Raw genomic sequence first — 26,255 nt, forward strand, 5'->3', positions numbered from 1 at the left:
GAGAGCAGCTATTGCATCAATCAATAGTCAAAGCTTCTGTTTTTGATTAAAATGGAAACATAGGAATGAATTGTACAAGCTAAGGAGCTACTTTCGATGTATATCTATACCCTGAATTTTGATAAATTCCAGCAGATGTATGAAGATGATAAACTGTATGAATATATCATGGCCCAGTTGGAAAGGTACGAAGCGCTCGGTCCCCTGCCAGGTATCCTGCTGCCGATGATTGAGGCATTCCTTCCAATCCTTCCCCTGGTTGTATTCGTTTTGGCAAATGCGGTCGCCTACGGATTGCTGAAAGGCTTCCTTTATTCCTGGATTGGAGCCAGCGTCGGAGCGGTTATTGTGTTTACGATAATCCGCAGGCTGGGAAAGAAGCGATTCATGCAGTTCATTGCCAATCATAAACAGGTGAAAAAGGTGACGACCTGGGTCGAGAATCATGGCTTCGGTCCGTTATTTTTGTTAATGTGTTTCCCGTTCTCGCCTTCCTCGATCATCAATGTCGTGGCTGGATTGTCGGGAGTCAGCAGGCAGCAGTTCGTGCTGGCCGTCCTGCTTGGGAAATCGGTGATGATTTTCACCATTGCCTATGTCGGAGAAAGCATTACATCTTTCGCCCAGAATCCGGTGAAAACGATTGTAGTTGCTGTGTGCATTACGTTGTTCTGGGTGCTTGGAAAGTTTCTGGAAAAGTGGCTGCAGAAAAAAGCAGAACGGAAACGTTACCAAAACGATTAGATTATGTCAAAAGCGGGTAAGATGTTGTTAGCACACACCGTGGAGGCATAAAGAATGAAAAAGAAGAATTTTTGGCGAGTTTTCCGTACTGTTTTGTTTGCGCTAGTGATCGCCTTTTTGTTCCGGTCGTACTTGTTTGCCAGTTATGTGGTAGATGGAGAATCGATGGAACCGACGCTGTATGATGGAAACTTGTTGATGGTCAATAAAGTGGTTTATGACTGGCAGGGAATCGATCGACAGGATGTCATCGTATTTCACGCCAACGAAAAAGAGGATTATGTGAAACGAGTGATCGGCTTACCAGGGGATCACATCGAGTTCAAAGATGATACGTTATATATCAATGGCGAGGCACAGCCGGAAGAATATTTAGAGGCACTCCGCCCGGATGACGGTAAATTATTTACGAAAGACTTCACGCTTGAAGAAGTGACTGATAAAAGTGAAGTACCCGAGGGCCAGATGTTCGTGATGGGCGACAATCGTCGCGACAGTCTGGACAGTCGTTACTTCGGATTTGTATCGATGGACACCGTCGTTGGGAAAGTCGATGTCCGGTACTGGCCGATGTCGCAATTAGCGATTCAGTTTTAAAAATAAAATAACATGATCAAACGAGCAGCCCTGCAGGCCGATTCATTTCGCCGGCAGGGCTTTTTCCTGCTTAGAATATATCCGATAAGATACCAGGGTGAAGCAGGCAAACAAGACGGCTATGACATAAACAGCCGCTTCCAGAGGCAGGAACGGAGCAAGGAAAGAACCGACGCTTGCACCGGATAACAAGACGAACGAGTAGATGGACAGGGCGCTCCCTCTATTTGTGACAGCGATAGTGCCGATCAGGACGATAACCATCGGAATCGTCACCGAAGTGGAGGCGATCATCATCACCGAAGCCCAGATAAGTGTGGCGGTTGACAGACTGACCATAGCAGGGATGAATGCCCCCATCATCAAGCTTAAAAATAAGCATAACAGGATAGCCGGATGGAGGTGTTTTTGCATACGACTGACAAAAAAAGCAGGAAGCACGCCGATCAGACCGAGCATTCGGAATTGCTGCAGGCTCAATTGCAGCTGCTCCTGTCTTTCTTCCATATACCATTCAAAACTGCTGTAGAAGAGCATGATGGTAAATAGTAGAAAGAAGCTGATCAGATAGAGTTTTCGCAAGGAAGATTGCTTGAAAAATGATAGAATGGTAGTAAGTGAAATCGAGGCATATCTCCAATCTACAGCATCAGCTGGACGTAAAGCTGCCACCATGAATAGAGCACAGCACAAGTAGGAGAGGCCGAAAACGACAAAAACCACGGGATAACCGTAGGATAAACCGAAAAAGCCTGAAACCAGCTGGCCAAATATTCCGGCAAACAAAAATCCGGTATTGATCATAGCAATGACAAAAGCCTGGCGCGCCCCCGAAAAACGTTTAAACGTGTAGCTGAATGCAGGCGGTGCAAAACTTGCGGCAAAAAAACCCTGCACTGCCCGAAGCACCAGCAGCATTCCAAGGGAGTCGGTCAAGGCAATCAGAGCGGTGACAAATGTAACAGCAAACATGCCGGACTTAAGAATTTGTGCATTGGAATAGAGGTCAGCAAGGACACCAAAGCACAGAAGCCCGCAGGCATAGAAAATAATGAACAACGTGCTCGTCAGAGAGGTTAAGGCAGGTGTTGCCGCAAAATGTTCGGCAAGGGCAGGGTGAAGGGGGAGCATCGTGTATAAATTGCTGGCGATGAATATCCCGGAAATGATCAGAACCAGTGCCTGGAAGGTTTGTTTCATGATCTGTCATCCTCTCATAAGCGATAATATAATTCACGATATGTAAAAGGCATAACGATGTGCATAACGAAGGGGGAAACCATTCGATGGGAATCCGATTCATACTCGGACGGTCCGGAGCCGGTAAAAGCTCCGCCGTCATGGAAGAAATCGAAGCAAAGTTAAAAGAAGACCCAAAAGGACCGCCGATTATCTATCTCGTCCCGGACCAGATGACGTTCCAGCAGGAATATGCGCTATTACAGCGGGATGGCATCGAAGGGTCGATCCGCGCCCAGGTATTCAGCTTTTCCAGGCTGGCATGGCGTGTACTGCAGGAAACGGGCGGAAATACCCGGAAGTACATAAGCTCTACCGGAATTCAAATGATGCTTCGGAAAATCACGGAAGAACGGACATCGGACTGGCTCGTTTTTCAAAAAGCGATCGAAAAGCAGGGCTTCATGGAACAACTGGAAGGGATGATTACCGAATTTAAACGTTATCGGATTACTCCGGAGGTGCTCCATGGGCAGATGGAAGCTATTGATCAGTTCACACACCAATATGCCAGTGAAATTGCCCTGCGCAATAAGCTTGAAGATTTAAGCTATATATATGATCGCCTGGATCACGCCCTCAGAGACCAATATATGGATGGAGAAGATCAGCTGCAGATGCTGGCGGATAAAATTCCGACGGCACGGTTCCTGGAAGGCGCGGAAATTTATATTGACGGTTTCCACAGCTTCACCCCGCAGGAAATGATGGTTATCGAGGGTTTATTAAAACGGACGAAGTGTGTGCATGTCGCCTTGACGCTAGATAAGCCGTCTGCGGGTGATCGCTCCGAGCTCGACTTATTCCATGAGACGGGAGAAACCTATGAAACATTAACTGCCATGGCTGAAGAACAAGACATCAACTTTGATGGAACAACGATTCTCGATAACAAGCAAGGCAGGTTCAAAGACAGGCCGCACTTTTTGCATATGGAAAACTATTTCGATGAACGGCCGGCTCCTCCTTATGAAGGGGAGGCACCGATTCAAATCGCAGAAGCAGTCCATCCTCGTGCCGAAGTCGAGGGGGTGGCACAGGAAATCCTTCGCCTGGTCCGGGATGAAGGTTACCGTTACAAAGACGTTGCTATTTTAATGCGCGAACCAGAGGCGTACCATGACCTGATTACAACTGTGTTCAAAGATTATGAGATTCCGGTCTTTCTTGATGAAAAGCGGACGATGCTCAATCATCCTTTGATCGAATTAATCCGGTCCGGGCTGGATGTTGTTGAAGGAAACTGGCGTTACGATGCGGTGTTCCGCCTCTTGAAAAGCGGATTCAGCCTGGCAGATGACCGCCAGTATCCGCTTGACGAAGATGCCATTGATGAATTGGAAAACTATGTCCTTGAATATGGCATTCGATCCCGTGAGCGCTGGTGCAGTAAGGAACCTTGGGTATACCAGCGTTTCCGCGGTTTCGATCAGGCTTCCCAGACCGATGAGGAACGGGCGAAACAGAACCGGATAAACCGATATCGCAGCCAGGTGACCAACATTCTCGAAACATTTGACGAAGGGTTGAGAGAAGCGAAGACGATTGGGGAAAAATGCCGCGTCATCTACACTTGGCTGGAAGCAATGGACGTCCCCGGACAGTTGGAAAAATGGCGGGATGACTTTGATGAAAACGGTCAAATTGAGCGCGGCCGGGAGCAGGAACAGGTATGGGACGCCGTATTGCAGCTGCTCGATGAAATTGTCGAGATGGCTGGTGACGAAACGATGTCTCTACAGGTGTTCCGCAACACGGTGGAAAGTGGTCTCGAATCATTACGATTTTCTCATGTGCCGCCAAGTATGGACCATGTCATCGTCGGTACTGTCGACCGGTCAAGAATCTCTGGTATTAAGGCCGCTTTTTTGCTTGGAGTAACCGAAGGCATATGGCCGATGAAGCCCTCTGGTGATGGGATGATCAGTGAGGAAGAACGTGATTTATTAGCCACACATGGACTGAAGCTCGCTGATGGCAGTAAACGACAGCTATTGGATGACCGCTTTTATGTATATCTCGCTCTGACGATGCCGCGCGACCGGTTGTGGATCAGTTACCCGCTCAGCAATGAAGAAGGGAAATCAAAAACCCCCTCACCGATTATACGCCGAGTGGAAGAATTGTTTCCTTGCTGTCAGGATCATATCCTGCTTCAGGATCCTGACGACCTGGAAGATGCTGACCGTTTCATTACTACAAAAACAAAGACAAGAGGGGCGCTTACGGCACAACTGTCCCGGTATTTGAAAGGGTACAGCATGCGTCCGGTCTGGTGGGATGTGTTCAACTGGTATGTCAGACATGAGCAAAAAGGCGGTCTCACCAACCGTATTCTCGAGAGCCTTTTTTATCAAAATAAACCGGTGAATTTAAGCAGGGAGACGACAGAACAACTGTATCCGAAGCAGGTAAAAGCGAGTGTGTCCCGGCTTGAAATGCATAACCGCTGCTCTTATCAGCACTTTGCCAGGTACAGCCTGCAGCTGGAAGAGCGGAAAACATATAAATTGGATGCACCTGACATCGGTCAGCTGTTCCACGAAGCCTTGAAAAAAATCACCGAGTGGATCCAGGCAGAAGGAAAAGACTTCTCTCAACTGGATAAACGAACGAGTACCCAGTATGCGACCCGTGCCGTTACAGAATTGGCACCGATTCTTCAGCATCAGATCCTGCATAGCTCCAACCGGTATCAGTACTTACAGCATAAACTGCAGAACGTCATTGCAAGAGCAGCGTTTGTATTGAGTGAACAGGCAAGAAACTCGAAATTCTCGCCTGTTGGCATGGAACTTGGCTTCGGGCCAAAAGACGAACTCCCGCCGCTGACACTTGATTTGCCGAATGGATTTGAATTAATGCTCAGGGGAAGAATCGACCGGGTTGATAAAGCCCTCAACCAGGACGACTTGTTTTTGCGGATTATCGATTATAAATCAAGCGCCAAAGGGTTGAACCTGGTGGAAGTCTATTATGGCTTGGCGCTTCAGATGCTGTCCTATCTCGATGTCGTGCTCACCTATGCGGAACAGTGGCTTGGTGCCAAGGCATCGCCCGCCGGGGTGCTATACTTCCATGTCCATAATCCGATGATTTCCGGCAAGCAGAAAATGGATGACAGTAAGATAGAAGATGAAATCCTGAAGAAATTCAAAATGCAGGGCTTGCTGTTGGAAAATCAACAGATTGTTCAAATGATGGATACGAGCCTGGAAAAAGGGACAAGTAACATGGTTCCGGCCGGACTCACGGCTAAAGGCGGATTTTACAAAAGTTCCAAAACGGCGGACTTGGATATGTTTGAACGCCTGCAGGGCTATATTCGCGACATCATGATACAGGCGGGTACGAGTATCACGAATGGAAAAGTAAAGCTGGACCCATTCCAGCATGATCAGCAGACAGCTTGTACGTATTGTCCATTTCGCTCTGTCTGCCAATTTGACCCAACATTAGAAGAGAATAAATTTCGCAAGCTGCAAGATATGAAAGATGAGGAAGTCTTAGAGCGGATTGCGAAACAAGAAAGAGAGGGGGATGTCTAATGGTTCGCTGGACAGAAGAACAAGAACGGGCGATTCATACAAGCGGGAGGGATGTACTTGTCTCAGCGGCCGCAGGCTCTGGTAAGACCGCCGTTTTGGTTGAACGGATCATTCAAAAGCTGTTGCATCCAACAAACCCCGTTGATATCGATTCCCTGTTAGTCGTAACTTTTACCAACGCGGCTGCCCAGGAAATGAGAAGCCGTGTCGGTCTGGCGCTAAGCAAAGCCCTCGAGGAGAATCCGGAATCCAATCACTTAAAGAAGCAGTTATCCCTGCTTCAGACGGCATCCATTTCCACCCTGCACTCTTTCTGTATGGAAGTCGTGCGCCGGTATGCTTACCTGCTCGATATAGATCCAAGCTTCCGGATTGCAGATGATATTGAAGCCGATCTCCTGCAGCAGGAAGTGCTGGAAGAATTATTCGAAGACTGGTATGGAAAAGAAGGAGAAGAGCGGGAAGCTTTCTTCGCAGTCGTCGATCGTTTTTCCAACGACCGCAGTGATTTGGAAGTGGAGTCATTAATCATCGACTTATACACGTTTGCTATGCAGAATCCTTCTCCGGAAAACTGGCTGGATCAGATGGCGGCGATGTATCATATTACGGAAGATACCGATGAATCAGACCTGCCTTGGCTGAGGATGCTGAAGCGGGAAGTAGACAGCCAGCTAGATGCAATTCAAGTGGAAGCGGAAAAAGCACTGGAAGTTACAAAGGAAGCAGATGGTCCCTATCATTATGCCGAAACAATCGATGCCGACCTTGCCATGATTCAGGAAGCGAAAGGGCTTGCTGGCATGTCATGGGAAAAACTTCAGGAATTTATGCAGACGAGCAAGTTTGCCCGGCTATCCGGTAAAAAGGCGGATTGCGATGAAGCCAAAAAAGATCAGGTGAAGGCGATACGGGACAGCTACAAGAAGCGATGGAATGACATGGCTGGCGAGTGGTTCACGCGTTCATTAGATGGTCATCTTGCTGATATGAAGGAATTACATCCTGTCATTGCCCAGCTGGTGACATTGGTCAAAGAGTTCCGTGAGCGCTACACTCGGCTGAAAAGGGAAAAGGCGATTGTCGACTTTTCCGACCTGGAGCATTATTGCTTAGACGTCCTGCGTGACGAAGCATCTACCACGGATCATCTAATCCCATCAAACGTCGCGTTTGATTTCCAGGAAAAGTTCTCCGAGGTACTCGTCGATGAGTATCAGGATACGAACCTTGTCCAGGAAACGCTTCTTTTACTATTGACTGGTGGAGAACACGGTGGAAATCTATTCATGGTCGGTGATGTGAAGCAAAGTATTTACCGGTTTCGCCATGCCGAGCCAACGTTGTTTTTGGACAAATACCAGCAGTTCAAAGAAAACGACCACCCTGGGGAGCGGATTGATTTAGCCCGTAATTTCCGAAGCCGAAAACAGGTGCTGGCAGCAACAAACTATATTTTCCGCCAGATCCTCGATGAGGAAGTCGGCGAGATGAACTATGAGGCCGATGCCGAACTCATTTACAGCAATTCCATCTATGATGAACTCACTTCCTCTGATACGGATGCTGAGTTATTAGTGATTGACCGGGAAGCGTCAGACGACCAGCCGTCAGAAGATGGGGAAGACTATCGTGACTTGGAAAAAGCACAGATCGAAGCCCGTGCATACGGCCAGCTGATCAAAACGTGGATCGGTCAAAATGAACAGGAACCACTCCAGGTCATCGATAAAGAGACAGAATTCCAGCGTCCGGTTCAGTACAGAGATATTGTGATTTTGATGCGTTCAATGACGTGGGCACCTACGATTGTCGATGAACTGAAACAGCAGGGGATTCCGGTGTATGCTGAATTGTCCTCCGGCTACTTTGAAGCGATTGAAATAAAAATCATGTTAAGCCTTTTAAAGGTCATCGATAACCCACAGCAGGATATCCCGCTGGCATCGGTGCTTCATTCACCGATCGTCGGACTCGATGAAGAACAAATGGCGCAAATCAGGCTTGCTAAACAGCGCACGACTTACTATGAAGCGATGAAAGCTTTTAGTGGGGAGCCAGAGGTTAAACGCAAGATTGATAGTTTCTTAGAACAACTCCAATCGTGGCGCGTACGTGCACGGCAGGGGGCATTGTCAGAGCTGGTATGGGAAATCTACCGGGAAACCGGCTACTATGATTTTGTGGGAGGTATTCCAGGGGGACGGCAACGTCAGGCGAACCTGCGCGCTTTGTATGACCGGGCACGTTCCTATGAAGCAACTTCTTTCCGGGGACTGTTCCGTTTCTTACGATTCATTGAACGAATCGAGGAGCGAGGCGATGACCTTGGTGCCGCCCGTGCTTTGGGCGAACAGGAAGATGTGGTACGGATCATGACCATCCATAAGAGTAAAGGGCTCGAGTTTCCGGTTGTTATTCTGGGCGGTATGGATAAACAGTTCAACCAGATGGATCTCCGCTCGAAATACCTGCTGCACAAAGATTATGGTTTCGGGACCCGCTACATCAACCCGGAGAAACGGATTATGTATCCGACGCTTGCTTACCACGCCTTAAAACGGGAAAAGCTTCGCGAATTGCTGGCGGAAGAGATGCGGGTTTTATATGTCGCATTGACGAGGGCGAAAGAGAAGCTCGTCATGGTCGGAAATGTCGCGTCTTTCGAGAAAAAGCAGGAGAAGTGGCTGGAATTCCTGGAGCACCCGAGCTGGGTACTGCCACCGCATTATCGGCTGGAATCAAAAAGCTATCTCGATTGGGTAGGGCCCGCTTTGATCCGTCACTATAAAACAGAGCCATTGCGTCATCCGGATCTTGAAGTGAAAACGTCTGAAGAATTATGGCAGGATGAATCAGAATGGCGGGTAGAAATCAAGCATGGCAGTGCCTATAACCAGCTGGAGGAATTAGAAAAGAATCGCGATGAACGCTTAAAAGACGCTGTATACGGTTGGAAAGAAGTCGAAGAGAATGGGGAGTCAGAGAAAGTAGACCGCCGATTAAATTTTGCCTATCCCTATCATCAGGCTGCAAATTCCCGGGCTAAGCAGTCGGTAACCGAACTGAAAAGGCAGCGGGAAGAATTAGATGAATATAGCAGCAATGATATGGTGCTGCCGTTCAAAGCACCGATTATCAAGCGACCGCGTTTCATGCAGGAAGAGAAGAAGCTGACGGCAGCAGAGCGAGGCACCGCGATGCATACAGTCATGCAGCATTTGCCGTTCACAAGAAAATATTCAGAACACGAAGTCCGGGAATTTGTGCTGGAATTAGTAGATTGGGAAGTGCTCCGTCCAGAAGAAGCGGATATTATCGATAATGCAGCAATTGCAGCTTTTTTCGATACCGGGATCGGGGAATTCGTTCTTCAGGCGGATCAGGTGGAAAAAGAGGTGCCTTTTAGTTTGACGCTTCCGGCCCATCAGGTGTACCGCGACTGGGAGGGTGAAACTGATGAACAGGTCTTCGTTCAAGGTGTCATCGACTGTGTCGTACCATATGAAGGGGGATGGCTGATTCTGGATTATAAAACCGATAAGATTACAGAAGAGGTGACCGGGGAGCTGAAGGAAAAGCTTTCTTCCCGGTATGAAGTGCAATTACAGCTCTACCAGACTGCTCTCGAAAAGATATGGAAAGAACCAGTCGTGGAAAAGTGTCTTTATTTTTTCGATGGACCACTTTTGCTCTCCACGGAGCAGGTTAAAAAGTGATACGGCAATTCGATGACAAAACGTGCGATTTATGCGCGAGGTCACCGGTTACGACAACCGACCACCACTTGATTCCAAAAGAGTATGGAGGCGCGGATGGGCCGACTGCCCAGTTGTGCAGCGCCTGTCATCGACAAATCCATGCCTTATTTACGAATGAAGAACTGGCAGGTTTTTATCATACATTGGAGCGGCTTGCCGACCACCCCGATATGGCCAAGTATTTGCGCTGGGTGAAAAAGCAGGACCCGCAGAAAAAGATTACGACCAGGAAATCGCATCGAAGGCGTAACCAGCGGTGAACATCCCAAATAATTGTTTTTACTCATATAAAGACGCTGCGCTAATTAGCTGCAGCGTCTTTTTTATGCATTTCCGGCAACGTTCTGATCATTGACATCCGGATCGAACGGATTGGTGGAGCTGAATCCGTTGTTCGTATTGATAAAATCCCCGGTATTCAAAGAACCGGAACCGGCGTTGGTTTTCGATGTGCTTTTCGGAGACAGGTAGAAAGCATCTCCAAAGTTTATGACCCCGCCGCCAACGCTGTTGATTTTTATGGGGCCGACAATCGATGGCATCTTACCCCTCCTTCAAAAAGTCTCTCATTCAGTCTATGCCTGTATTCTCTTCTTGTTCATCCTGGAGTATCCGAATATGCTTCACACGTGCTTCCGCATCCAGTTCATCAAGACTGCCGATTTGTATCATGGAAGAAGTGGAAGCACCGTTAACCCTGACTCTGCCGACATTGATCGTTGGATTGTGCTGGTAATGGATATCGTTGACAGCACCTGAGGGAGGGAGTCGTTTGAATTGTCTCGTAAAAAGTGGGTATTGATCGTAGGAATAGATTTCTTCATCAAATCTGGCACCTTCTTTTTGGATGGCTATTACCCGTGCAAAAGGCGTCGCCCGGTGACTGTCACCAATGATGAAAGTTGTGCCATAAACGACATTGATAACTTTGATGTCATCCAACTTTACAAGCCGTTTATTCATCTTCTGTTGTCTCCACCGTGTTATCTGCTGTGCCGCTGTTTGTACCCAAAGGAACAAACGGGCCGATAATCAGGGATTCAGGGGGGGTGTCAAAATAAGAATTTAACCGTATTTGTTTATTATCTCCGATTAAAAATACAGAGGAAGATGAAATCCCCGTGATGTCTACATTACCAACATGGAGTCCCCAATTATGGACGATAAAAGCCATTATTTATCTTCTCCTTTGGATCGTTCCAGGTATTGAGCGATGGAATGTTCGATTTCCGTCTTAATTTGTTGGACGATTGTTTCAGCTCCTGGTTTTGGATCCTGGTTTTCATAATGTTCGATCCGCGAAGGCAGTTGATTTCGGATATCCTGAACGATGCTCTGCTCTATTTGCTGATTCATGTCAACCTCATGGTGAGTGGCGAGACTGCGGATAATGGAACCACCTTGCTCTGTCAGGTAGTGGTCTAATTCCTCCAAAACCTGCTGATTGTCTGGTTTCGGTGCCGCTTTCTGGATAGGATTCTGCTGGCGCCATACCGAAGCATCGTCAATTTCACTTAATTCTTGCGGCGTCAATCCGATATGAAGGGTACCTTCCAATGATTCTATTTTCAACTGGTCAAAATTATATTCTATTTTTTCTATCACTGTCCTGGGTTGATCGGAATGGTTTTGTTCAAGGGATTCTAATTTTTGATACAAAGCCTTGATTTCTTTCTGCTGCTCTTGCAGCTGTTTCATCATCTGCTCCATGTACTGCTGCCATGAACCGTAATAATTCATTCCATCACCCCCGTTGGAATTAGGCTATATCCCTAATTTATGCAAAAGAACGTAAGCTGTGATTCTAAAATCATCCTCCTGGTGCTGAGAGCGGCACCATTGGTCCGCCACCAGGTTCATAGGTTCCTATCTCGCCTTCGAGAGGCTCAGCCAACGGAGCTGGTTCAGTAAAGCCCCCGGTGTTATACAGCTCAGCACGAGATTGAATCGAACCAGCGCTGCCTATTTGAAGAACCGAAGAATTGGTGACAGCGCCGATTTTCAGCAGGTTAATACAAATAGACTGGTGGATGGTGATACTCATAGTCGACGCCTCCTATTTTTTTACTTTGGACTGGTCATAGACATCCCGGTCATTAACATAGGTGACAGATCTTCCTAAATCGACCCGGATTCCATCTCCTGAATTGAATGATCCTCCGCCGGCAAATGTTTTTGCTGAACTGGTGGGAGCAATCATGTAAACGTCTCCGATATTGAAAATGCTGGACGAAGAAATGGATAGGACTTTTACTGCGCCTACTTGTGCTGGCATGATGAGCCTCCTTTTTAAATATGTATAAATTTTATTTAATCCTTCATCTATTAAGTTAGGAATGAAAGCAGTAAAATATAATAAAGGAGTGAGCACGATGAAGGACATTGGAACACCATTACGGGAAGCGGAACGGTTGGAATGGATTGATGCTGCCCGTGGTTTGGCCATCTTTGGTATATTCATGGTCAACGTTCCTGCTTTCAATGCGCCGTATTTTTTATACGGTGGGGAAGAAATCTACTGGTCTTCCGGGACTAGCCATACCATCCAGGCGATCATCGATATATTTTTCCAGGCCAGCTTTTATACGCTGTTCTCATTTTTATTCGGTTTCGGAATAGAAATGATGAGAGAGCGGCTTGTTGATAAAGGTTTACGCGCCAAATACGTTATCGGCCGCCGGTTAGTGATATTAATCGGTTTCGGACTCATCCACGCTTTTTTGATCTGGCACGGTGATATATTACTATCCTATGGGCTAATTGGTTTATTGTTATTATTCTTCTTGAATCGTAAGAAAAAAACATTGTTGGCCTGGGGATTCAGTATGCTTTTGATCTTCACTGTTTTTTTCACATTCAGCCTTTACAGCTTAGGTTCTGATTATGGGGGATGGGTGAATGAGCCTGCCATTGAACAGGCTGAAGAAAATTACGGAAACGGGACGTTATTCGATATCTGGTCCCAGAATCTCAATGATTGGAACTATACCAACGCCCCGATGAACTGGCCGTTTCTTATCATGAGTCTTTTGCCAATGTTTTTGTTTGGGATGTATATCGCCCGGAAAAAATGGCTGCATCAGCCAAAAAGACATAAGAAGGCATTAGTTTCCTTATGGGCAGTGACATTCCTGTTATTCCTCGTGTTTAAGGCAGGACCTTATCTCTTTGGGAATCCAGCCTGGTTCCAGTTAATGCAGGATAATATCGGAGGAAGTGCTTCTGCTGTCTTTTACGTTGTCAGTGTTACTTTGCTGTATCAGTCTCCGATAGGGAAGCGGTGGTTGCGAGGATTAAGCTATGTCGGCAAGTTATCACTTTCCAACTATATTTTGCAGTCATTATTCGCTTTTTTGTTATTTTATTCCGTCGGATTTGGGCTGTATGGGCAAGTGTCCCCGTTATGGAGTGTTATAATCGTCGTCTTGTTTTACAGTGTGCAGACGATAGCAAGTAAATGGTGGCTGCAATCCTATCGTTACGGACCGTTAGAGTGGGTCTGGCGTACACTGACATATGGAAAAAAACAGCCATTACGCAGGCGGCAGGAGGGGTAGAAATGAATAGGCAGCAAGTGAAGAGTGAAGGGAAGAAATGGGTCGATAAAGGAATTATTGAGAAGGATCAGTTAGAAGAAATAATAAAACTGTATCCGAATCGGAATCAGAAGCCTGTCTTATTGACCTTGGCCGCTATATTCATTGGATTGGGGTTTTTAAGCTTCATCGCATCCAACTGGGGAGCAATCCCCCACATTGCCAGGATGGCGATCATCATCCTGGCGATGCTCGGATTTTATCTGGCAGGCGACCATGTTTACCGTAAACGATCGGAGGCAGTTGGAGTCAGCCTGCTCATCATAGCAGTGCTGATATTTGGCTCGGGAATATTCCTGACCGGGCAAATGTACAACTACACCTCATTCAGTGCTTTTCCATTTTTTATATGGGCACTGGCTGCATTGCTGGTATTTGCGTTATTTGAAGAACGGACATTGTTTATACTGGCAATTATTATAGTGACGGTTGGACAGGTGTACAGTGTCGGCAATTTTTCAGAATATCATTTGCTGCTTGGCCTATTGTTTTTATTCGGCTTCGGTCATTTTGTCTATCACCGGGCTGATTGGCTGTATGGAACGTTATTTGCACTGAGCTACATGCTGCAGGCGCTTATCCTTAGTCTTGTCGAACATGAATCATTTCAATGGCTGATTCTTTATCTGCTGGTTCTTTATGTTACAGGTCACGTTGTATCAAAGCCGGGAATCCGTATCCCGTTTACTAAACTGAGCGTGGCTGGTATGTTCATCCTCGCTATCTGGCAAGTATTCATGTTAGAGATCGATTATTTTATAGAATCCATAAATGGGGATATTCTATTTCTTGTCATCTGGGCGGTGCTTATGGTAGCAGCTGTTTATCTTTTATGGAGCAGGGATAACCTGATTCTGATGCTCAATCTGGTACTGTTTTTACCAGTCTTTTTCCTGGAAGCAGGATCGATGCTCGTACTGATGCTTCTCTTCATATATGCGCTTGGCTGGCTGCTGCGGGGCTATCAGACAGAGGAATCGGACTTGGTAACCAAAGGGACAGTGGCCTTCGTCCTTAGTACCATCGTCGCTTATATTCAACTGGCTTGGGACTTTATGGATAAATCACTGTTCTTCTTTATTGGCGGCATCCTGTTGTTTCTGCTCAGCTTCTTTCTTGAACGGAAGCGTAGGAATTTATCGAAAAGGGGGCAGGAAATATGAAGCGTTTCGCCTTCTATATTATTGTCGCTGCTCAGGTGTTGTTTTTAGTCGGCATGTCGGTCGCCTATTATGCTATGGATGCCTTTGGGGAAACAATTCAGCTGAAAACAGCCCCGATTGATCCCCGTGATCTTTTCTACGGGGATTACGTTATATTGAATTATGAAATAGAAACCATTGATGCAGGAAAATGGTCAGGAGCGGTGCCAGAATATGGAGAGATCGTTTATGTTCTTCTTGAAGAAGGAGAAAATGGACTTTATCAGGTTGCAGCAGCATCTCAGGAAAAGCTGGACCCAGCTGCAGGGCAGGTACGCTTAAAGGGAAAATATCAATGGCATAACGATGGACGGTCTGAGCACATGGTCACTTATGGAATTAACCGTTACCATGTGGAAGAAAATACGGGGGAACAGTATGAGCAGCAAAGAGATGATATAATTGTCGAAGTAGTTGTCGCTCCATGGGGACAGAAAAAAATCGTTAATTTAAAGATAGACTAAAGAATGCAGTTCATTTAGAAGTATTAAACCTTTAAATGAACTGCTTTTCTCGAAGAAAAGGAGGGATGAATCATTCACCCAAGGCGAAGGATCTTCTCCGTTATAAAACGTTGGCAAGTTGTTCTGTTCATTTCCATTGCTCCGGTTGTCTTATTTGTATTGCTCCCAGATAATACCCCTGCCTATTTTCTTGTATTATTGTTGTTAACAGGGGTGATTATTGAAATCATGTATACCAAAAGGTGGATAAAAGACAAAGGTAAGTTCTAGCTCATAGGTTATCCGTTGACTGGTATACCACCGTTGACGTGTATCATTTGGCCGGTGACATAGCTGGAGTCATCACTGGCTAAGTAAACATAGGCCGGCGCAAGCTCTCTAGGCTGCCCTGGCCGTCCCATCGGATTATCGGAACCGAATTCGGCTACCTGCTGTTTATCGAAGCTGGCTGGAATAAGGGGGGTCCAAATCGGACCAGGAGCAACACCATTTACACGGATACTTTGACCGACCAGTGACTTTGCCAAGGAACGGGTGAAGGTGGTAATGGCACCTTTGGTAGCAGAATAATCAATTAACTGTTCGTTCCCTTCGTAAGCAGTTACAGATGAAGTGTTAATAATACTGCCCCCCTTTTTCATATGAGGGAGCACCGCCTTAGTCATATAGAAGTAAGAAAAGAAGTTGACCCGGAAGGTGTTCTCCATTTGCTCATTAGTAATATGGAGAAAGTTTTTCTGAGGAAATTGAATGGCAGCGTTATTAACCAGAATATCGACTTTGCCCATACTCTTGATGATTTGTTTAACTGATGACTCGCAAAAATCGGCCTGACCGATATCTCCGTTGATCACTTCGCACCTGCTGCCCTCGTTCTCCACGAGTTGCTTTGTCAACTGGGCATCTTCATGTTCGTCAAAGTAAAGAATAGCGACATCTGCACCTTCTTTGGCGAAATATACGCCTACAGCCCGGCCGATTCCACTGTCTCCACCAGTTATAATAGCAACTTTTCCTTGCAATTTACCACTGCCTTTATAGCTTTTATCGTCATATTCAGGCAGCGGTTTCATTTCATTTTCAAAGCCGGGCTGGCGGTTCTGATGCTGCTTTGGCTGTATTTCTTTCTTTTGGCTAGACATATGAATCATCCTCCTATGTATTAATAGATGTAGACTTAGATTGCCCAGCCCGTAAAGTTTTAACACAGCAGGGAACCGTATTATTCCCCGGGCAATTTTTTGTCGATAGGACCTTGATAAAGGGGAGAAGAGAAGCGATACACTAGCGATCTGCGGAGCGGTTAAAACCTCTTTGTTATAAGAAAACAGGCGATACGCCTATGAAATCACCGGGAAGTCTGTAGCTTTTGTAGCGAGGGACGATATAAAAACTATAGCTAATAGGCAGCTTCTAGAAAAGCGATCCATCGTAAGTCCAAGTGGATTATAGGTAATGAGAAGCAGAAAAAAAGGTGATATTGGAGGGGGATTGCCCTGGTCTATTCCTTTAGATATGGGCTTATTGACTCTTTTTATTTTTTCTGTCATATCGGTTGACGATACATCTTGCAAATTATCTGAAAAACCTTCATATTAGAAATTAGAGAGAAGGAGGTCCGATATGCGACACGATATACAACCGAATGAACGAGCATATACCACCAAGGAAGTAGCGGAAGAGGTAGGTATTGCAACGCCGACTGTGCGAAAGTATGGCCAGAAGTTGGAACGGAATGGATATGAGTTTTTCAAAGACGGCGACCGTCGCATCTTCGTCAGGTCTGATGTCGAAGCGCTTATAGCGATACGCGATACGGACAAGCCTCTGGATGTAATAACGAAGGAACTGGTAGAACAGCAAAAAGAACGGTTGGAATCAGAGGAGACCGCTGTAGCGGTAAACGATACATATGATCAATTCCTTCAGGATCCTGCACAAATGAAGGAATTCTTTCAAATGCTAGCTAATGAACTTGCAGCCTCGAGAGAAATGAACATGCAGCTGACCAATGAAGTATCTCAGCTTAAGACGACAGTTTCCCGTCTCCAGCAGGATCACCATGTCATCAGCTCGGGTATCGGCAACTCGGCGCAAAAGACACAGGCCAAGTTGGAACGATTGACCGAACAGCAAAAAAACCATTACGAAACGTTATTGGAACAAGAAAGAGAGCGGAGCGAAATGCTTCGGGAAGAAATGAAAAGCATGCGGGAAGAGCAGCAGAGGGAATGGCGTATGCAGAGTGACTTCAATAAACGTCTGGAACAAACGGTACAGGAAAAACCTCAAGGAATTTGGGGCCGATTTTTCGCCCTGTTCCGGCAATAAGCTATAAAATGAATAAAACCGAGCCTGAATATCGGATCAGGCTCGGTTTTTCTTATGATAAAACTTCTTTGATATGGTCGATCGCCCATTCTAAATCATTGCGGTTAATGATTAATGGAGGCGCGAAACGGATGACGTTTTCATGTGTCTCTTTGCATAACAGGCCTTTTTCCTTTAACTGTTCGCAATAAGGACGGGCCGCTTCCGTAAGCTCCACGCCAATGAACAACCCTTTTCCGCGAACTTCTTTGATAACCGGGTTGTTGATTTTTTTCAATTCACCCATCATCAGGTTCCCCAATTCCAGCGAGCGGTCCGCCAGCTTTTCATCTTCCAGTACTTCAAGGGAAGCCAGTGATACAGCGCAAGCAAGCGGATTACCGCCAAATGTAGAGCCGTGGGAGCCTGGGTTGAAGACGCCGAGGATTTCACGGTTGGCTACTACTGTAGAAATCGGGAAGACACCTCCGCCAAGCGCTTTACCTAAAATCAACATATCAGGTGTGACATTCTCCCAGTCGCAGGCGAACATTTTTCCAGTTCGAGCCAGTCCTGCCTGAATTTCATCGGCAATGAACAGGACGTTGTTTTCTTTACAAACTTCTGAAGCTTCTTTTAAGAAACCTTCTGGAGGGATGACAATTCCAGCCTCTCCCTGGATCGGTTCAATTAAAAATCCTGCTGTGTTTTCTGTGATTGCTTCTTTTAATGCATCAATATCTCCATAAGGAACCAATTTGATGCCAGGAAGCATTGGACCGAAGCCGCGTTGATATTCTTCTTCAGAAGAAAGAGAAACAGCAGTCATCGTCCGGCCATGGAAGTTTCCTGTACATGCAATGATTTCTGCCTGATTGTCCGCAACACCTTTGACATCGTATGCCCAGCGGCGAGCAGCTTTGATTGCAGTTTCGACAGCTTCAGCACCAGTGTTCATCGGAAGTGCCATTTCTTTATTGGTCAGCTTACAGATCTTTTCATACCATGGTCCGAGCTGGTCGTTGTGGAAGGCGCGTGATGTAAGAGTCACACGGTCTGCCTGGTTTTTGAGTGCTTCAATGATTCGTGGGTGACGGTGCCCCTGATTGACAGCCGAATAAGCACTGAGCATGTCCATATAACGGTTGCCTTCTGGATCCTCTACCCAGACACCTTCTGCCTTTTCTACTACAATCGGTAGCGGGTGATAGTTCTTTGCACCGAATTCCTGGGTCTGATCAATGATTTCTTGACTAGTTCTTGTCATTCTATCCCTCCATAACATTCGAAAATCTTCATCCATTATAACAGGTTTTTGAGCAATTTTCTCTTTAGTCTAAAAATTCCTTCGGAAAGGTTTAATAGAGGTTTTGTTAGGAATATTCTGTGTAAACATGGTACTATAACGGTAGATTGATAGGAAAAGGAGGAAGTTTGGTGGCACATTTACATATCACCGCCTGGGTGATAGCTTTAGCACTATTAATGCTTGTTCTGACGTTTTCACGTGCAGGTAACGCAAAAGCTGCTAAGATTACACAAATGGTTATGCGGTTGTTTTATTTAGTCATTTTATATTCTGGAGGCAGCCTATTCGCTTCCTATGCGAATATCGGCGTACTTGTCATTGTAAAGATGCTTGTCGGCCTTTGGGTAATAGCAGCGATAGAAATGGTTTCCATTAAAGTGTCGAAAGGGCAGCCGGCATCAAGCTGGTGGATTCAGCTTGTTGTTTCGTTCGTATTGGCACTGATTCTCGGTTTTGGCTTTATGCCATTAGGTATTCTTCCAGCTTAATAATTAGTTGTACTGTCCGGATATTACATCCGGGCAGTTTTTTTATGAGTTTATTAAATATTAATCTCCAGATAAGCTCCCAATTGCAGAAAACTCAGTTTCGAGACGTTAGGTAGCAATTATGGTGGCTGGGAAAACGGTGAGAATTTACATCATAAGTGTAAGTCCGTTCACATATACTAGTTTATCTTTTTTAGCTAACCAAAGGAGTGGCTCGATATATGTGCGGAATTGTCGGATGGACGGATTTCAATAAAGACTTGAGTTGTACCTTTGATACCATCACAGCAATGGGAAGAGCGCTGGAGCACCGTGGGCCCGATGAAGGAAATCAGTGGTTCGGCCGGCATACAGCGTTTGGCCATCAGCGGCTGATTGTCATTGATCCTAAAGGTGGCAGGCAGCCGATGACGAGGCAGGCTGGAGAGAAACGCTATACGTTATGTTACAATGGGGAGCTTTACAATACGGAAGACGTGAGGGCTGAGCTGGCAAGTAGAGGCTGGTCCTTTCGCTCTCATTCTGATACGGAAGTACTCCTGACAAGTTATATGCAATGGGGAGAAAGCTGTGTCGATCACCTGAATGGTATTTTTGCTTTTGCCGTGTGGGATGAAGCGAAGCAAAAGCTTTTCCTGGCAAGGGACCGGCTTGGAGTTAAGCCGCTATTTTATACAGAGGTGGATGGTGGATTATTGTTCGCTTCTGAAATAAAAGGACTGCTCGCTCATCCGAATGTAGAGGCTGCATTAGACGACACAGGTCTACATGAGCTATTGGCGCTGGGGCCGTCACGGACGCCTGGATGTGGCGTCTTCAAAGGAATCTATGATTTACGGCCCGGTCATTGTGCTGTCTATACAAAGCCGGGTGGTTTAAAGATATCAAGGTATTGGAATGTGGAGAGTAAGCCACATTCTGATAATCTCGATATGACAGTGGCAAAGGTACGGGAGTTGTTCCTGGATGCTGTCAATCGCCAGCTCGTTTCCGATGTCCCCCTCGGCACATTTTTATCTGGAGGGGTCGATTCAAGTGCAATCACAGCCATTGCTGCAGAAAAGTACCGGGCATCTAACAAAGGGGCGCTTGATACCTTCTCTATCGATTTTGAAGGCAACGATAAGCATTTCAAAGCCAATCCGTTTCAGCCGACGAGTGATAAAGATTTTATCGCAATGATCCAAAAAGAACATGGCACCAACCACCATAGCTGTATCGCGGACAATGAACGGTTAGTAAAGCTATTGAAAGAGGCAACGGTGTTCCGGGATTTGCCGGGGATGGCGGATGTGGATTCATCTTTGCTATGGTTCTGTGGGGAAGTGGAAGATAAAGTTACGGTTGGTTTATCAGGAGAGTGCGCGGATGAAATTTTCGGAGGGTACCCTTGGTTTTATCGAAAGGAAGAATTAGAACGGGAAGGTTTTCCGTGGATTCGGTCTTTAGACTTTAGAAACAGTCTCCTGAAACAAGAATGGCAGCAGAAGCTTGACTTGAAAGGCTATATGCTCGCCCGTTACCAGGAAACAATAGACGAAATGCCAAAGCTGCCGGGCGAATCAGCGGCAGAAGAGAAGCGGAGGCAGATGTTTTATTTGAATATGAACTGGTTCATGCAAACGTTGCTCGACCGGAAGGACCGGATGAGCATGGGAGCGAGTCTCGAGGTACGTGTGCCATTCAGTGACCATCATTTGGTCGAATATGTCTGGAATGTTCCGTGGAAAATGAAGCATTTAGATGGAAAAGAAAAAGGGCTGCTACGGAAGGCGTTAGAAGGTATTTTGCCGGATGAGGTATTGTACCGGAAGAAAAACCCTTACCCGAAAACACACAACCCTCTTTATACCGAAGCAGTGGTTACATGGATGAATGAAATTATTGCAGATAAGCAGGCACCTATTTTTGATTTATTCGAACGGACACAGCTGAAACAACTAGCGGATTCTAAAGGAAAGGCTGTCGATGTACCGTGGTTTGGACAGTTGATGACCGGTCCCCAGCTCTTAGCGCACCTCTGTCAAATCAACTACTGGCTTGAACACTATAAAGTATCTATTAAAAATTGACACATGAAGAGCTTCCCGTGGTCACAGTAGTCTGGGGATGTGAGCTAAGTTACATCTGTCATTTGATGCAATTTTATACGTAATTTACATTCATCTAATTTCACAAAAAACCAGCCGTCCACGAGCAGTTTGGGGCGGCTGGTTTTCTTTAAAGTGGTTAGTTATTCAGTTGCAAAATTTGAAAACCGAAAGCAGGGAGATCAATAGTTGCCTGATTATCAAAGCATATCGTTTCATCAGTAAATAATTTCTTGACCTTTTTATTCACTAATGCTTCAAGTGTAATAGACCGGGCTTCTTCACTGTTGTTCATGGCAAATATCAATCGGTTTTTATCATTAAATTTCTCATAACAAATGACGCCGGCAGCATCATCGGATTCAAGGAAACGGAAAGAGCCATCGTTGCCGAAGGCCGGAACATCGCTGCGGTATTGGAGCAGTTGTTTAATGAATGCGAACAAGCCACGGTCCTGCTTTTCCTCATCCCAAACCATACACTCCCGGCAGCCAGGATCCTCTCCGCCGCTCATGCCAATCTCATCACCATAATAGATACAGGGCGTTCCGGTAAACGAAAGCTGGAATAAGTATAAAAGCTTCACCCGTGCTTTTTCTTCTCCTGCGAGCGTAAGAATACGCGGCGTATCATGACTGTCGAGCAAGTTGAACGATACTTCATTTACGTTATCCGGATACATATGAAGCACTTTGGAGATCGTATCAGCGAAATCACTGGCTTTCATGACATCTTTTGCAAAGAATTCTACCGCCCCGTTGGTGAATGGGTAATTCATGACGGCGTCGAACTGGTCGCCTTGCAGCCATGGCATGGAGTCATGCCAGATTTCACCGAGAATATAGGCGTCGGGTTTTGCACTTTTAACCACAGTGCGGAAATCTCTCCAAAAAACATGGTCGATTTCATTGGCAACATCAAGACGCCAGCCATCGATATCGAATTCTTCCATCCAATACCGTGCAACATCGAGCAGGTAGCGTTTAACTGCTGGATGTTCGGTATTCAGTTTTGGCATCGCAGGAACGAATGCGAATGTGTCATAATTCGGCCGTGGCTCTGTTTCAATCGGGAAATCACGGAAGTGGAACCACTCCCGGTAAGCGGAGTCCTTTTCTTTTTCAAGGACATCCTGAAATGGGGCGAAATAATAGCCGCTGTGGTTGAAGACAGCGTCCAGCATCACTTTGATGCCTAGCTTATGGCATTCTTTTACCAGTGTGCGAAATGTTTCCTTATCCCCGAACTGGGGATCGATTTCCATATAGTCGATCGTGTCATATTTATGGTTGGAATGCGCTTTGAATATCGGTGTGAAATATATACCGTTGATCCCAAGTTCGACAAGGTGATCGAGGTGGTCGATCACACCTTGGAAATCTCCGCCGAAAAAGTTGGTTGGTGTCGGATCCTTACTTCCCCATTCAAGCGTGCCTTCCGGGTTCAAAGACGGATCGCCATTACCGAAGCGTTCCGGGAATATTTGATACCATGTCGTTGTCTTCACCCATTCCGGAGCGGTAAAAACATCTGCCGGATTTAAAAAGGGAAATGCGAAATAAAAAGCGGTGTCCTCTGGAGCTTTATCATAAAAACCACGTTCAGTGTAAATGCTTGTCTCCCTTCCATCCGATACTTCAAAACCATAGCGTAAGCGACGGTACGGTGGACGGATGGATACTTTCCAATAATCATGCAGCTCAGAAGAGCCGGTTTTCTCCATTGATATCCGATGAGTGTTCCATTTTTCGTTTTCCCAGTCGTAAGGATCTCCATGAATCAATGTTACAGCGTTGAGGTCATCCTTTTTCGTCTGTAACATGATGTGAAGAGTTTCTTCTTCATAAGCATAGGCGAAGTTGTTTTTTGGCCGGTGATAGATCGCTTCTTTTTGCACGGTTTTCATCCTTTCAGAACAATCGTTTGCACAAAAATGCAACAATATTAATTACGTATAGTCTAAAAGTAGACAAATTAAGATTGAAAGTCAATGAAAACATACACGTCTTACGAGCTGTTTTTGTAAGCGTTATCTAACCTTTCTTAATGGAAAAATAAACAACTTATGAAAACTAGTAAATTTGTCTTGCAAATTATTTTGGATTTTGTATAATTAGAATCAAGATGTGTGCAATCGTTTTCGCGAAATTAATTTGAAATCGGTTACATAGGTCTTGAATTTATATACCTTTGGGAGGTCAATACAATGAAGAAATGGTTAGGTATGTTGTTTGCCGCACTATTAATTATCGGTGCACTTGCTGCCTGTGGTCCGGATGAAAGTGGACAAGAAGATAGTGAAGCAGAAGGTGGAGACACAACAGAAACAGAAGGCAGTTCTGAAGAAAATATGCCGGAAAAGCCTGAGAAACTGACAGTCTGGATGAACGCTGAAGAAAAACAGGAAGACGCGTTGAAAGACATCACAGCGAAATATACAGAAGAAAATGACATCGAAGTTGAAATTGTCCCAGTTTCTATGCTGGATCAAATTGAAAAATTAGATGTAGAAGGTCCTGCCGGCAACGGTCCGGATATTATTTTCCAGCCGCATGATCGAATCGGTGACCTTGTACTGAAAGGGCTTGTCGACCCTGTTAACCTGGGTGATAAAGAAAGTGAATATAATGAAACTGCAATCGATGCTGTTACTTATGATGGCGACATTTGGGGATATCCTGCAGTAACGGAAACTTATGCATTGTTCTACAATAAATCTCTTGTTGACGAAGCACCTGAAACTATGGAAGATTTGATGACAATCGCTGAGAATGACACGAATGCAAGTGAAGATAAATTCGGCTTCCTTATGGAAGGTGCAAACTTCTACTTCACTTACCCGTTCTTCTCTGGTAATGGTGCTTATGTATTTGCTAACGAAGACGGAAACTATGATATTGAAGATATTGGGTTGAACAACGAAGGAGCTGTCAAAGGCGGCGAGTTGATCCAATCCTGGTTTGACAATGGATACATTCCACAGGATCTTACTCCAGATATCATGAATGGTTTGTTTAAGGAAGGTAAAGTATCTACGGTTATCAATGGTCCTTGGATGGTTCGTGAATATCAGGATGCGATCGGTGACGACCTGGCAGCTGCTCCACTTCCATTATTGGAAAATGGTGAAAATCCAAGTTCTTTCGTAGGTGTGAAATCTTATATGCTTTCTTACTACTCTGAGAACAAAGAGTGGGCGGAAGATTTGATGGCATTCATTACGAACAGTGAAAATGCGATGACTTACTATGACATGGCTGGTGAAATGCCTGCACGCGCAGATTCTATCGAGCAGCCGGAGATTGCGGAAGATGAAATTATGTCTGCATTTGCTGAACAGTCAACATACGGTGAGCCAATGCCTGGTGTTCCTGCCATGCAGCAAGTGTGGGATCCAATCAATGATGCGCTTTCATTCATCTCTAAAGGAGAGCCTGTCGATGAAGTACTGGATGAAGCAGTACAAATTATTCAGGACAACATCGAAGCATCAGGTGCTGGACAATAAATAGAAGAGAGAAACTCTCATAATAAGAGAGTAAAATGGAGGATGGAAGGCGGACAGCCTTCCATCTCCCATTTTCATTACCACCGGGGAGGACATTATTATGGCAAAGGATGATAAAAAAGCAGCATTTGATCTTAAACAGCCCCGCAATATTGCTACTTTATTATCTGTCTTCGTTCCAGGTCTGGGACAAATGTATAATAGGCGTTTTATTAAAGGAATTTTGTTATTCGTTATTGCAGTTTCTTTCTTATTGGCATTTTGGGACTATATCGATATCGGGATATGGGGATTGTTCACACTGGGAACGATTCCACGTGAACACCATTCCATCCAGTTATTGATTCAGGGGTTCATATCCTTAGTAGTTCTGTTCTTTGGTATCGCTATTTATATTTACAACGTTAAAGATGCTCGTAATGATGCGATTGCTAGAGAAGCCGGAAAACCGAATCCGACCTTTTTCAGGGCAATGCAGGATTTTTATGACAGAGGGTTTCCTTATTTCATGATCCTGCCTGGATTTTTGATGTTGATATTCATTGTCGTGTTGCCGTTGGCATTCATGGTTTCGTTGGCATTTACCAACTACAACCAGTACAATGCTCCACCACGTAAGCTGCTCGACTGGGTCGGCTTTGACAACTTTGTCAATTTGGTGAATGTGCAGATATGGCAGGATACATTTCTGAATGTATTCACATGGACGATCGTCTGGACAGTAGTAGCAACAACGTTACAGATCGTTCTCGGGTTATTCCTGGCATTGCTCGTCAATGATAAGCGAATCAAGTTCAAGCGTACGATTCGTACCGTATTGATTCTGCCTTGGGCGGTCCCGGCTTTTGTATCAATTTTGATTTTTTCTGCATTATTCAACCCGACCTTTGGTGCGGTCAACCGGGATATTCTTAGCCAGTTTGGCATGATGATCCCATGGCTGTCCGATCCTTTTTGGGCAAAAGTAGCACTGATCATGATTCAGACATGGCTTGGGTTCCCATTCGTATTTGCTTTATTCACGGGTGTTCTGCAGAGTGTTCCGCAAGATATGTATGAAGCTGCCGATGTTGATGGCGGTACCCGCCTGCAGAAGTTCCGCTTCATCACACTGCCACACTTGCTTTATGCGACTGCACCGTTATTGATTATGCAATACGCGGGGAACTTCAACAACTTTAATATCATCTATCTTTTCAACGAGGGGGATCCAGCGGTCCGTGGGCAATCCGCTGGCGGCACAGATATCCTGATTTCCTGGGTATACAAACTGACTTTTGAAACCAATAACTATAATATGGCAGCAGCCATCACGATTATCATGGGACTGGTTGTCTCGATATTCGCATTCTTCCAATTCCGGAAAACGGCTGCATTTAAAGAGGAGGGACGTTACTGA

At 45.5% G+C, this 26,255-nt stretch carries 23 protein-coding genes; 13 read left to right on the plus strand and 10 right to left on the minus strand.

Going from position 1 to position 26,255, the window contains the following annotated elements; all coding sequences use genetic code 11:
• The first annotated feature begins 96 nt into the window (after positions 1-96).
• Positions 97-744, plus strand: coding sequence for a TVP38/TMEM64 family protein (locus B9Y67_RS11780; protein WP_085506916.1), 648 nt, complete (start codon positions 97-99; stop codon positions 742-744).
• 54 nt (positions 745-798) lie between these two features.
• Complete coding sequence (lepB, locus tag B9Y67_RS11785; protein WP_085506917.1) at positions 799-1,341, plus strand: signal peptidase I; 543 nt, start codon at positions 799-801, stop codon at positions 1,339-1,341.
• A 42-nt stretch (positions 1,342-1,383) separates the two neighbouring features.
• On the opposite strand, the gene B9Y67_RS11790 is transcribed toward lepB, so the two are convergent.
• Positions 1,384-2,541 carry an MFS transporter gene (locus tag B9Y67_RS11790; RefSeq protein WP_085506918.1) on the minus strand — a complete coding sequence of 386 codons (1,158 nt, stop codon included), beginning with the start codon at positions 2,539-2,541 and terminating at the stop codon, positions 1,384-1,386.
• A gap of 86 nt (positions 2,542-2,627) precedes the next feature.
• Here B9Y67_RS11790 and addB point away from each other — a divergent pair, with 86 nt between their 5' ends.
• From addB to B9Y67_RS11805, 3 genes are read left to right on the plus strand one after another with little or no spacing between them, the layout of a single operon-like run.
• Positions 2,628-6,128: a helicase-exonuclease AddAB subunit AddB gene (addB, locus tag B9Y67_RS11795; RefSeq protein WP_085506919.1), complete on the plus strand. Its 3,501-nt coding sequence runs from the start codon at positions 2,628-2,630 to the stop codon at positions 6,126-6,128.
• The gene (addA, locus tag B9Y67_RS11800; RefSeq protein ID WP_085506920.1) at positions 6,128-9,847 is read left to right on the plus strand and encodes a helicase-exonuclease AddAB subunit AddA; all 3,720 of its coding nucleotides are present in this window, start codon (positions 6,128-6,130) and stop codon (positions 9,845-9,847) included. Before addB ends, addA begins: the two co-directional genes overlap by 1 nt.
• A complete protein-coding gene (locus B9Y67_RS11805; protein WP_254901790.1) occupies positions 9,844-10,149 on the plus strand; it encodes an HNH endonuclease in 306 nt (101 codons plus the stop codon). The genes addA and B9Y67_RS11805 overlap by 4 nt, the downstream gene beginning before the upstream one ends.
• A 63-nt stretch (positions 10,150-10,212) precedes the next feature.
• On the opposite strand, the gene B9Y67_RS11810 is transcribed toward B9Y67_RS11805, so the two are convergent.
• The 6 genes from B9Y67_RS11810 to B9Y67_RS11835 form a co-directional block, all read right to left on the minus strand.
• Entirely contained in the window at positions 10,213-10,431 is a 219-nt protein-coding gene (locus B9Y67_RS11810) for a spore germination protein (protein WP_062444286.1), read from the minus strand.
• Positions 10,432-10,459: 28 nt separating this feature from the next.
• Complete coding sequence (locus tag B9Y67_RS11815; RefSeq protein WP_085506921.1) at positions 10,460-10,852, minus strand: spore germination protein GerPE; 393 nt, start codon at positions 10,850-10,852, stop codon at positions 10,460-10,462.
• On the minus strand, positions 10,845-11,063 hold the full coding sequence (locus tag B9Y67_RS11820; RefSeq protein ID WP_085506922.1) for a spore gernimation protein GerPD: 219 nt from the start codon (positions 11,061-11,063) through the stop codon (positions 10,845-10,847). Before B9Y67_RS11820 ends, B9Y67_RS11815 begins: the two co-directional genes overlap by 8 nt.
• A complete protein-coding gene (gene gerPC / locus B9Y67_RS11825) occupies positions 11,063-11,629 on the minus strand; it encodes a spore germination protein GerPC (RefSeq protein WP_085506923.1) in 567 nt (188 codons plus the stop codon). The genes B9Y67_RS11820 and gerPC overlap by 1 nt, the downstream gene beginning before the upstream one ends.
• 70 nt (positions 11,630-11,699) lie before the next feature.
• On the minus strand, positions 11,700-11,933 hold the full coding sequence (locus tag B9Y67_RS11830) for a spore germination protein GerPB (protein ID WP_085506924.1): 234 nt from the start codon (positions 11,931-11,933) through the stop codon (positions 11,700-11,702).
• Positions 11,934-11,945: 12 nt separating this feature from the next.
• Positions 11,946-12,164, minus strand: coding sequence for a spore germination protein (locus B9Y67_RS11835; protein ID WP_085506925.1), 219 nt, complete (start codon positions 12,162-12,164; stop codon positions 11,946-11,948).
• A gap of 97 nt (positions 12,165-12,261) precedes the next feature.
• Here B9Y67_RS11835 and B9Y67_RS11840 point away from each other — a divergent pair, with 97 nt between their 5' ends.
• The 3 genes from B9Y67_RS11840 to B9Y67_RS11850 are packed head-to-tail and all read left to right on the plus strand — an operon-like array spanning position 12,262 to position 15,151.
• Complete coding sequence (locus tag B9Y67_RS11840) at positions 12,262-13,446, plus strand: DUF418 domain-containing protein (protein ID WP_176223986.1); 1,185 nt, start codon at positions 12,262-12,264, stop codon at positions 13,444-13,446.
• Between the two features lie 2 nt (positions 13,447-13,448).
• Positions 13,449-14,648 carry a DUF2157 domain-containing protein gene (locus B9Y67_RS11845; protein WP_176223987.1) on the plus strand — a complete coding sequence of 400 codons (1,200 nt, stop codon included), beginning with the start codon at positions 13,449-13,451 and terminating at the stop codon, positions 14,646-14,648.
• Positions 14,645-15,151 (plus strand): GDYXXLXY domain-containing protein, encoded by a 507-nt coding sequence (locus tag B9Y67_RS11850; protein ID WP_085506927.1) that lies wholly within the window; start codon positions 14,645-14,647, stop codon positions 15,149-15,151. Before B9Y67_RS11845 ends, B9Y67_RS11850 begins: the two co-directional genes overlap by 4 nt.
• Positions 15,152-15,429: 278 nt before the next feature.
• Here the strand turns inward: B9Y67_RS11850 and B9Y67_RS11855 are convergent, their stop codons facing one another.
• Complete coding sequence (locus tag B9Y67_RS11855; RefSeq protein ID WP_085506928.1) at positions 15,430-16,293, minus strand: SDR family oxidoreductase; 864 nt, start codon at positions 16,291-16,293, stop codon at positions 15,430-15,432.
• 481 nt (positions 16,294-16,774) lie between these two features.
• On the opposite strand from B9Y67_RS11855, the gene B9Y67_RS11860 reads away from it, so the two are divergent.
• Positions 16,775-17,482, plus strand: coding sequence for a MerR family transcriptional regulator (locus B9Y67_RS11860; protein ID WP_085506929.1), 708 nt, complete (start codon positions 16,775-16,777; stop codon positions 17,480-17,482).
• A 52-nt stretch (positions 17,483-17,534) separates the two neighbouring features.
• Here the strand turns inward: B9Y67_RS11860 and B9Y67_RS11865 are convergent, their stop codons facing one another.
• On the minus strand, positions 17,535-18,728 hold the full coding sequence (locus B9Y67_RS11865; protein WP_085506930.1) for an ornithine--oxo-acid transaminase: 1,194 nt from the start codon (positions 18,726-18,728) through the stop codon (positions 17,535-17,537).
• 170 nt (positions 18,729-18,898) lie between these two features.
• Here B9Y67_RS11865 and B9Y67_RS11870 point away from each other — a divergent pair, with 170 nt between their 5' ends.
• Together B9Y67_RS11870 and asnB are read left to right on the plus strand one after the other, a co-directional pair.
• A complete protein-coding gene (locus B9Y67_RS11870) occupies positions 18,899-19,258 on the plus strand; it encodes a YisL family protein (protein ID WP_085506931.1) in 360 nt (119 codons plus the stop codon).
• A gap of 221 nt (positions 19,259-19,479) precedes the next feature.
• On the plus strand, positions 19,480-21,330 hold the full coding sequence (asnB, locus tag B9Y67_RS11875) for an asparagine synthase (glutamine-hydrolyzing) (RefSeq protein WP_085506932.1): 1,851 nt from the start codon (positions 19,480-19,482) through the stop codon (positions 21,328-21,330).
• Positions 21,331-21,487: 157 nt separating this feature from the next.
• On the opposite strand, the gene B9Y67_RS11880 is transcribed toward asnB, so the two are convergent.
• Positions 21,488-23,245: an alpha-glycosidase gene (locus B9Y67_RS11880; protein WP_085506933.1), complete on the minus strand. Its 1,758-nt coding sequence runs from the start codon at positions 23,243-23,245 to the stop codon at positions 21,488-21,490.
• A 309-nt stretch (positions 23,246-23,554) separates the two neighbouring features.
• Between B9Y67_RS11880 and B9Y67_RS11885 the strand changes: the two genes are divergently transcribed.
• Both B9Y67_RS11885 and B9Y67_RS11890 read left to right on the plus strand, forming a co-directional pair.
• A complete protein-coding gene (locus B9Y67_RS11885) occupies positions 23,555-24,856 on the plus strand; it encodes a sugar ABC transporter substrate-binding protein (protein ID WP_085506934.1) in 1,302 nt (433 codons plus the stop codon).
• A 100-nt stretch (positions 24,857-24,956) separates the two neighbouring features.
• The gene (locus tag B9Y67_RS11890) at positions 24,957-26,255 is read left to right on the plus strand and encodes a carbohydrate ABC transporter permease (RefSeq protein ID WP_085506935.1); all 1,299 of its coding nucleotides are present in this window, start codon (positions 24,957-24,959) and stop codon (positions 26,253-26,255) included.

Origin of the sequence: Thalassobacillus devorans, assembly GCF_900176565.1 — a bacterium.
Lineage (GTDB): Bacteria > Bacillota > Bacilli > Bacillales > Halobacillaceae > Thalassobacillus > Thalassobacillus devorans_A.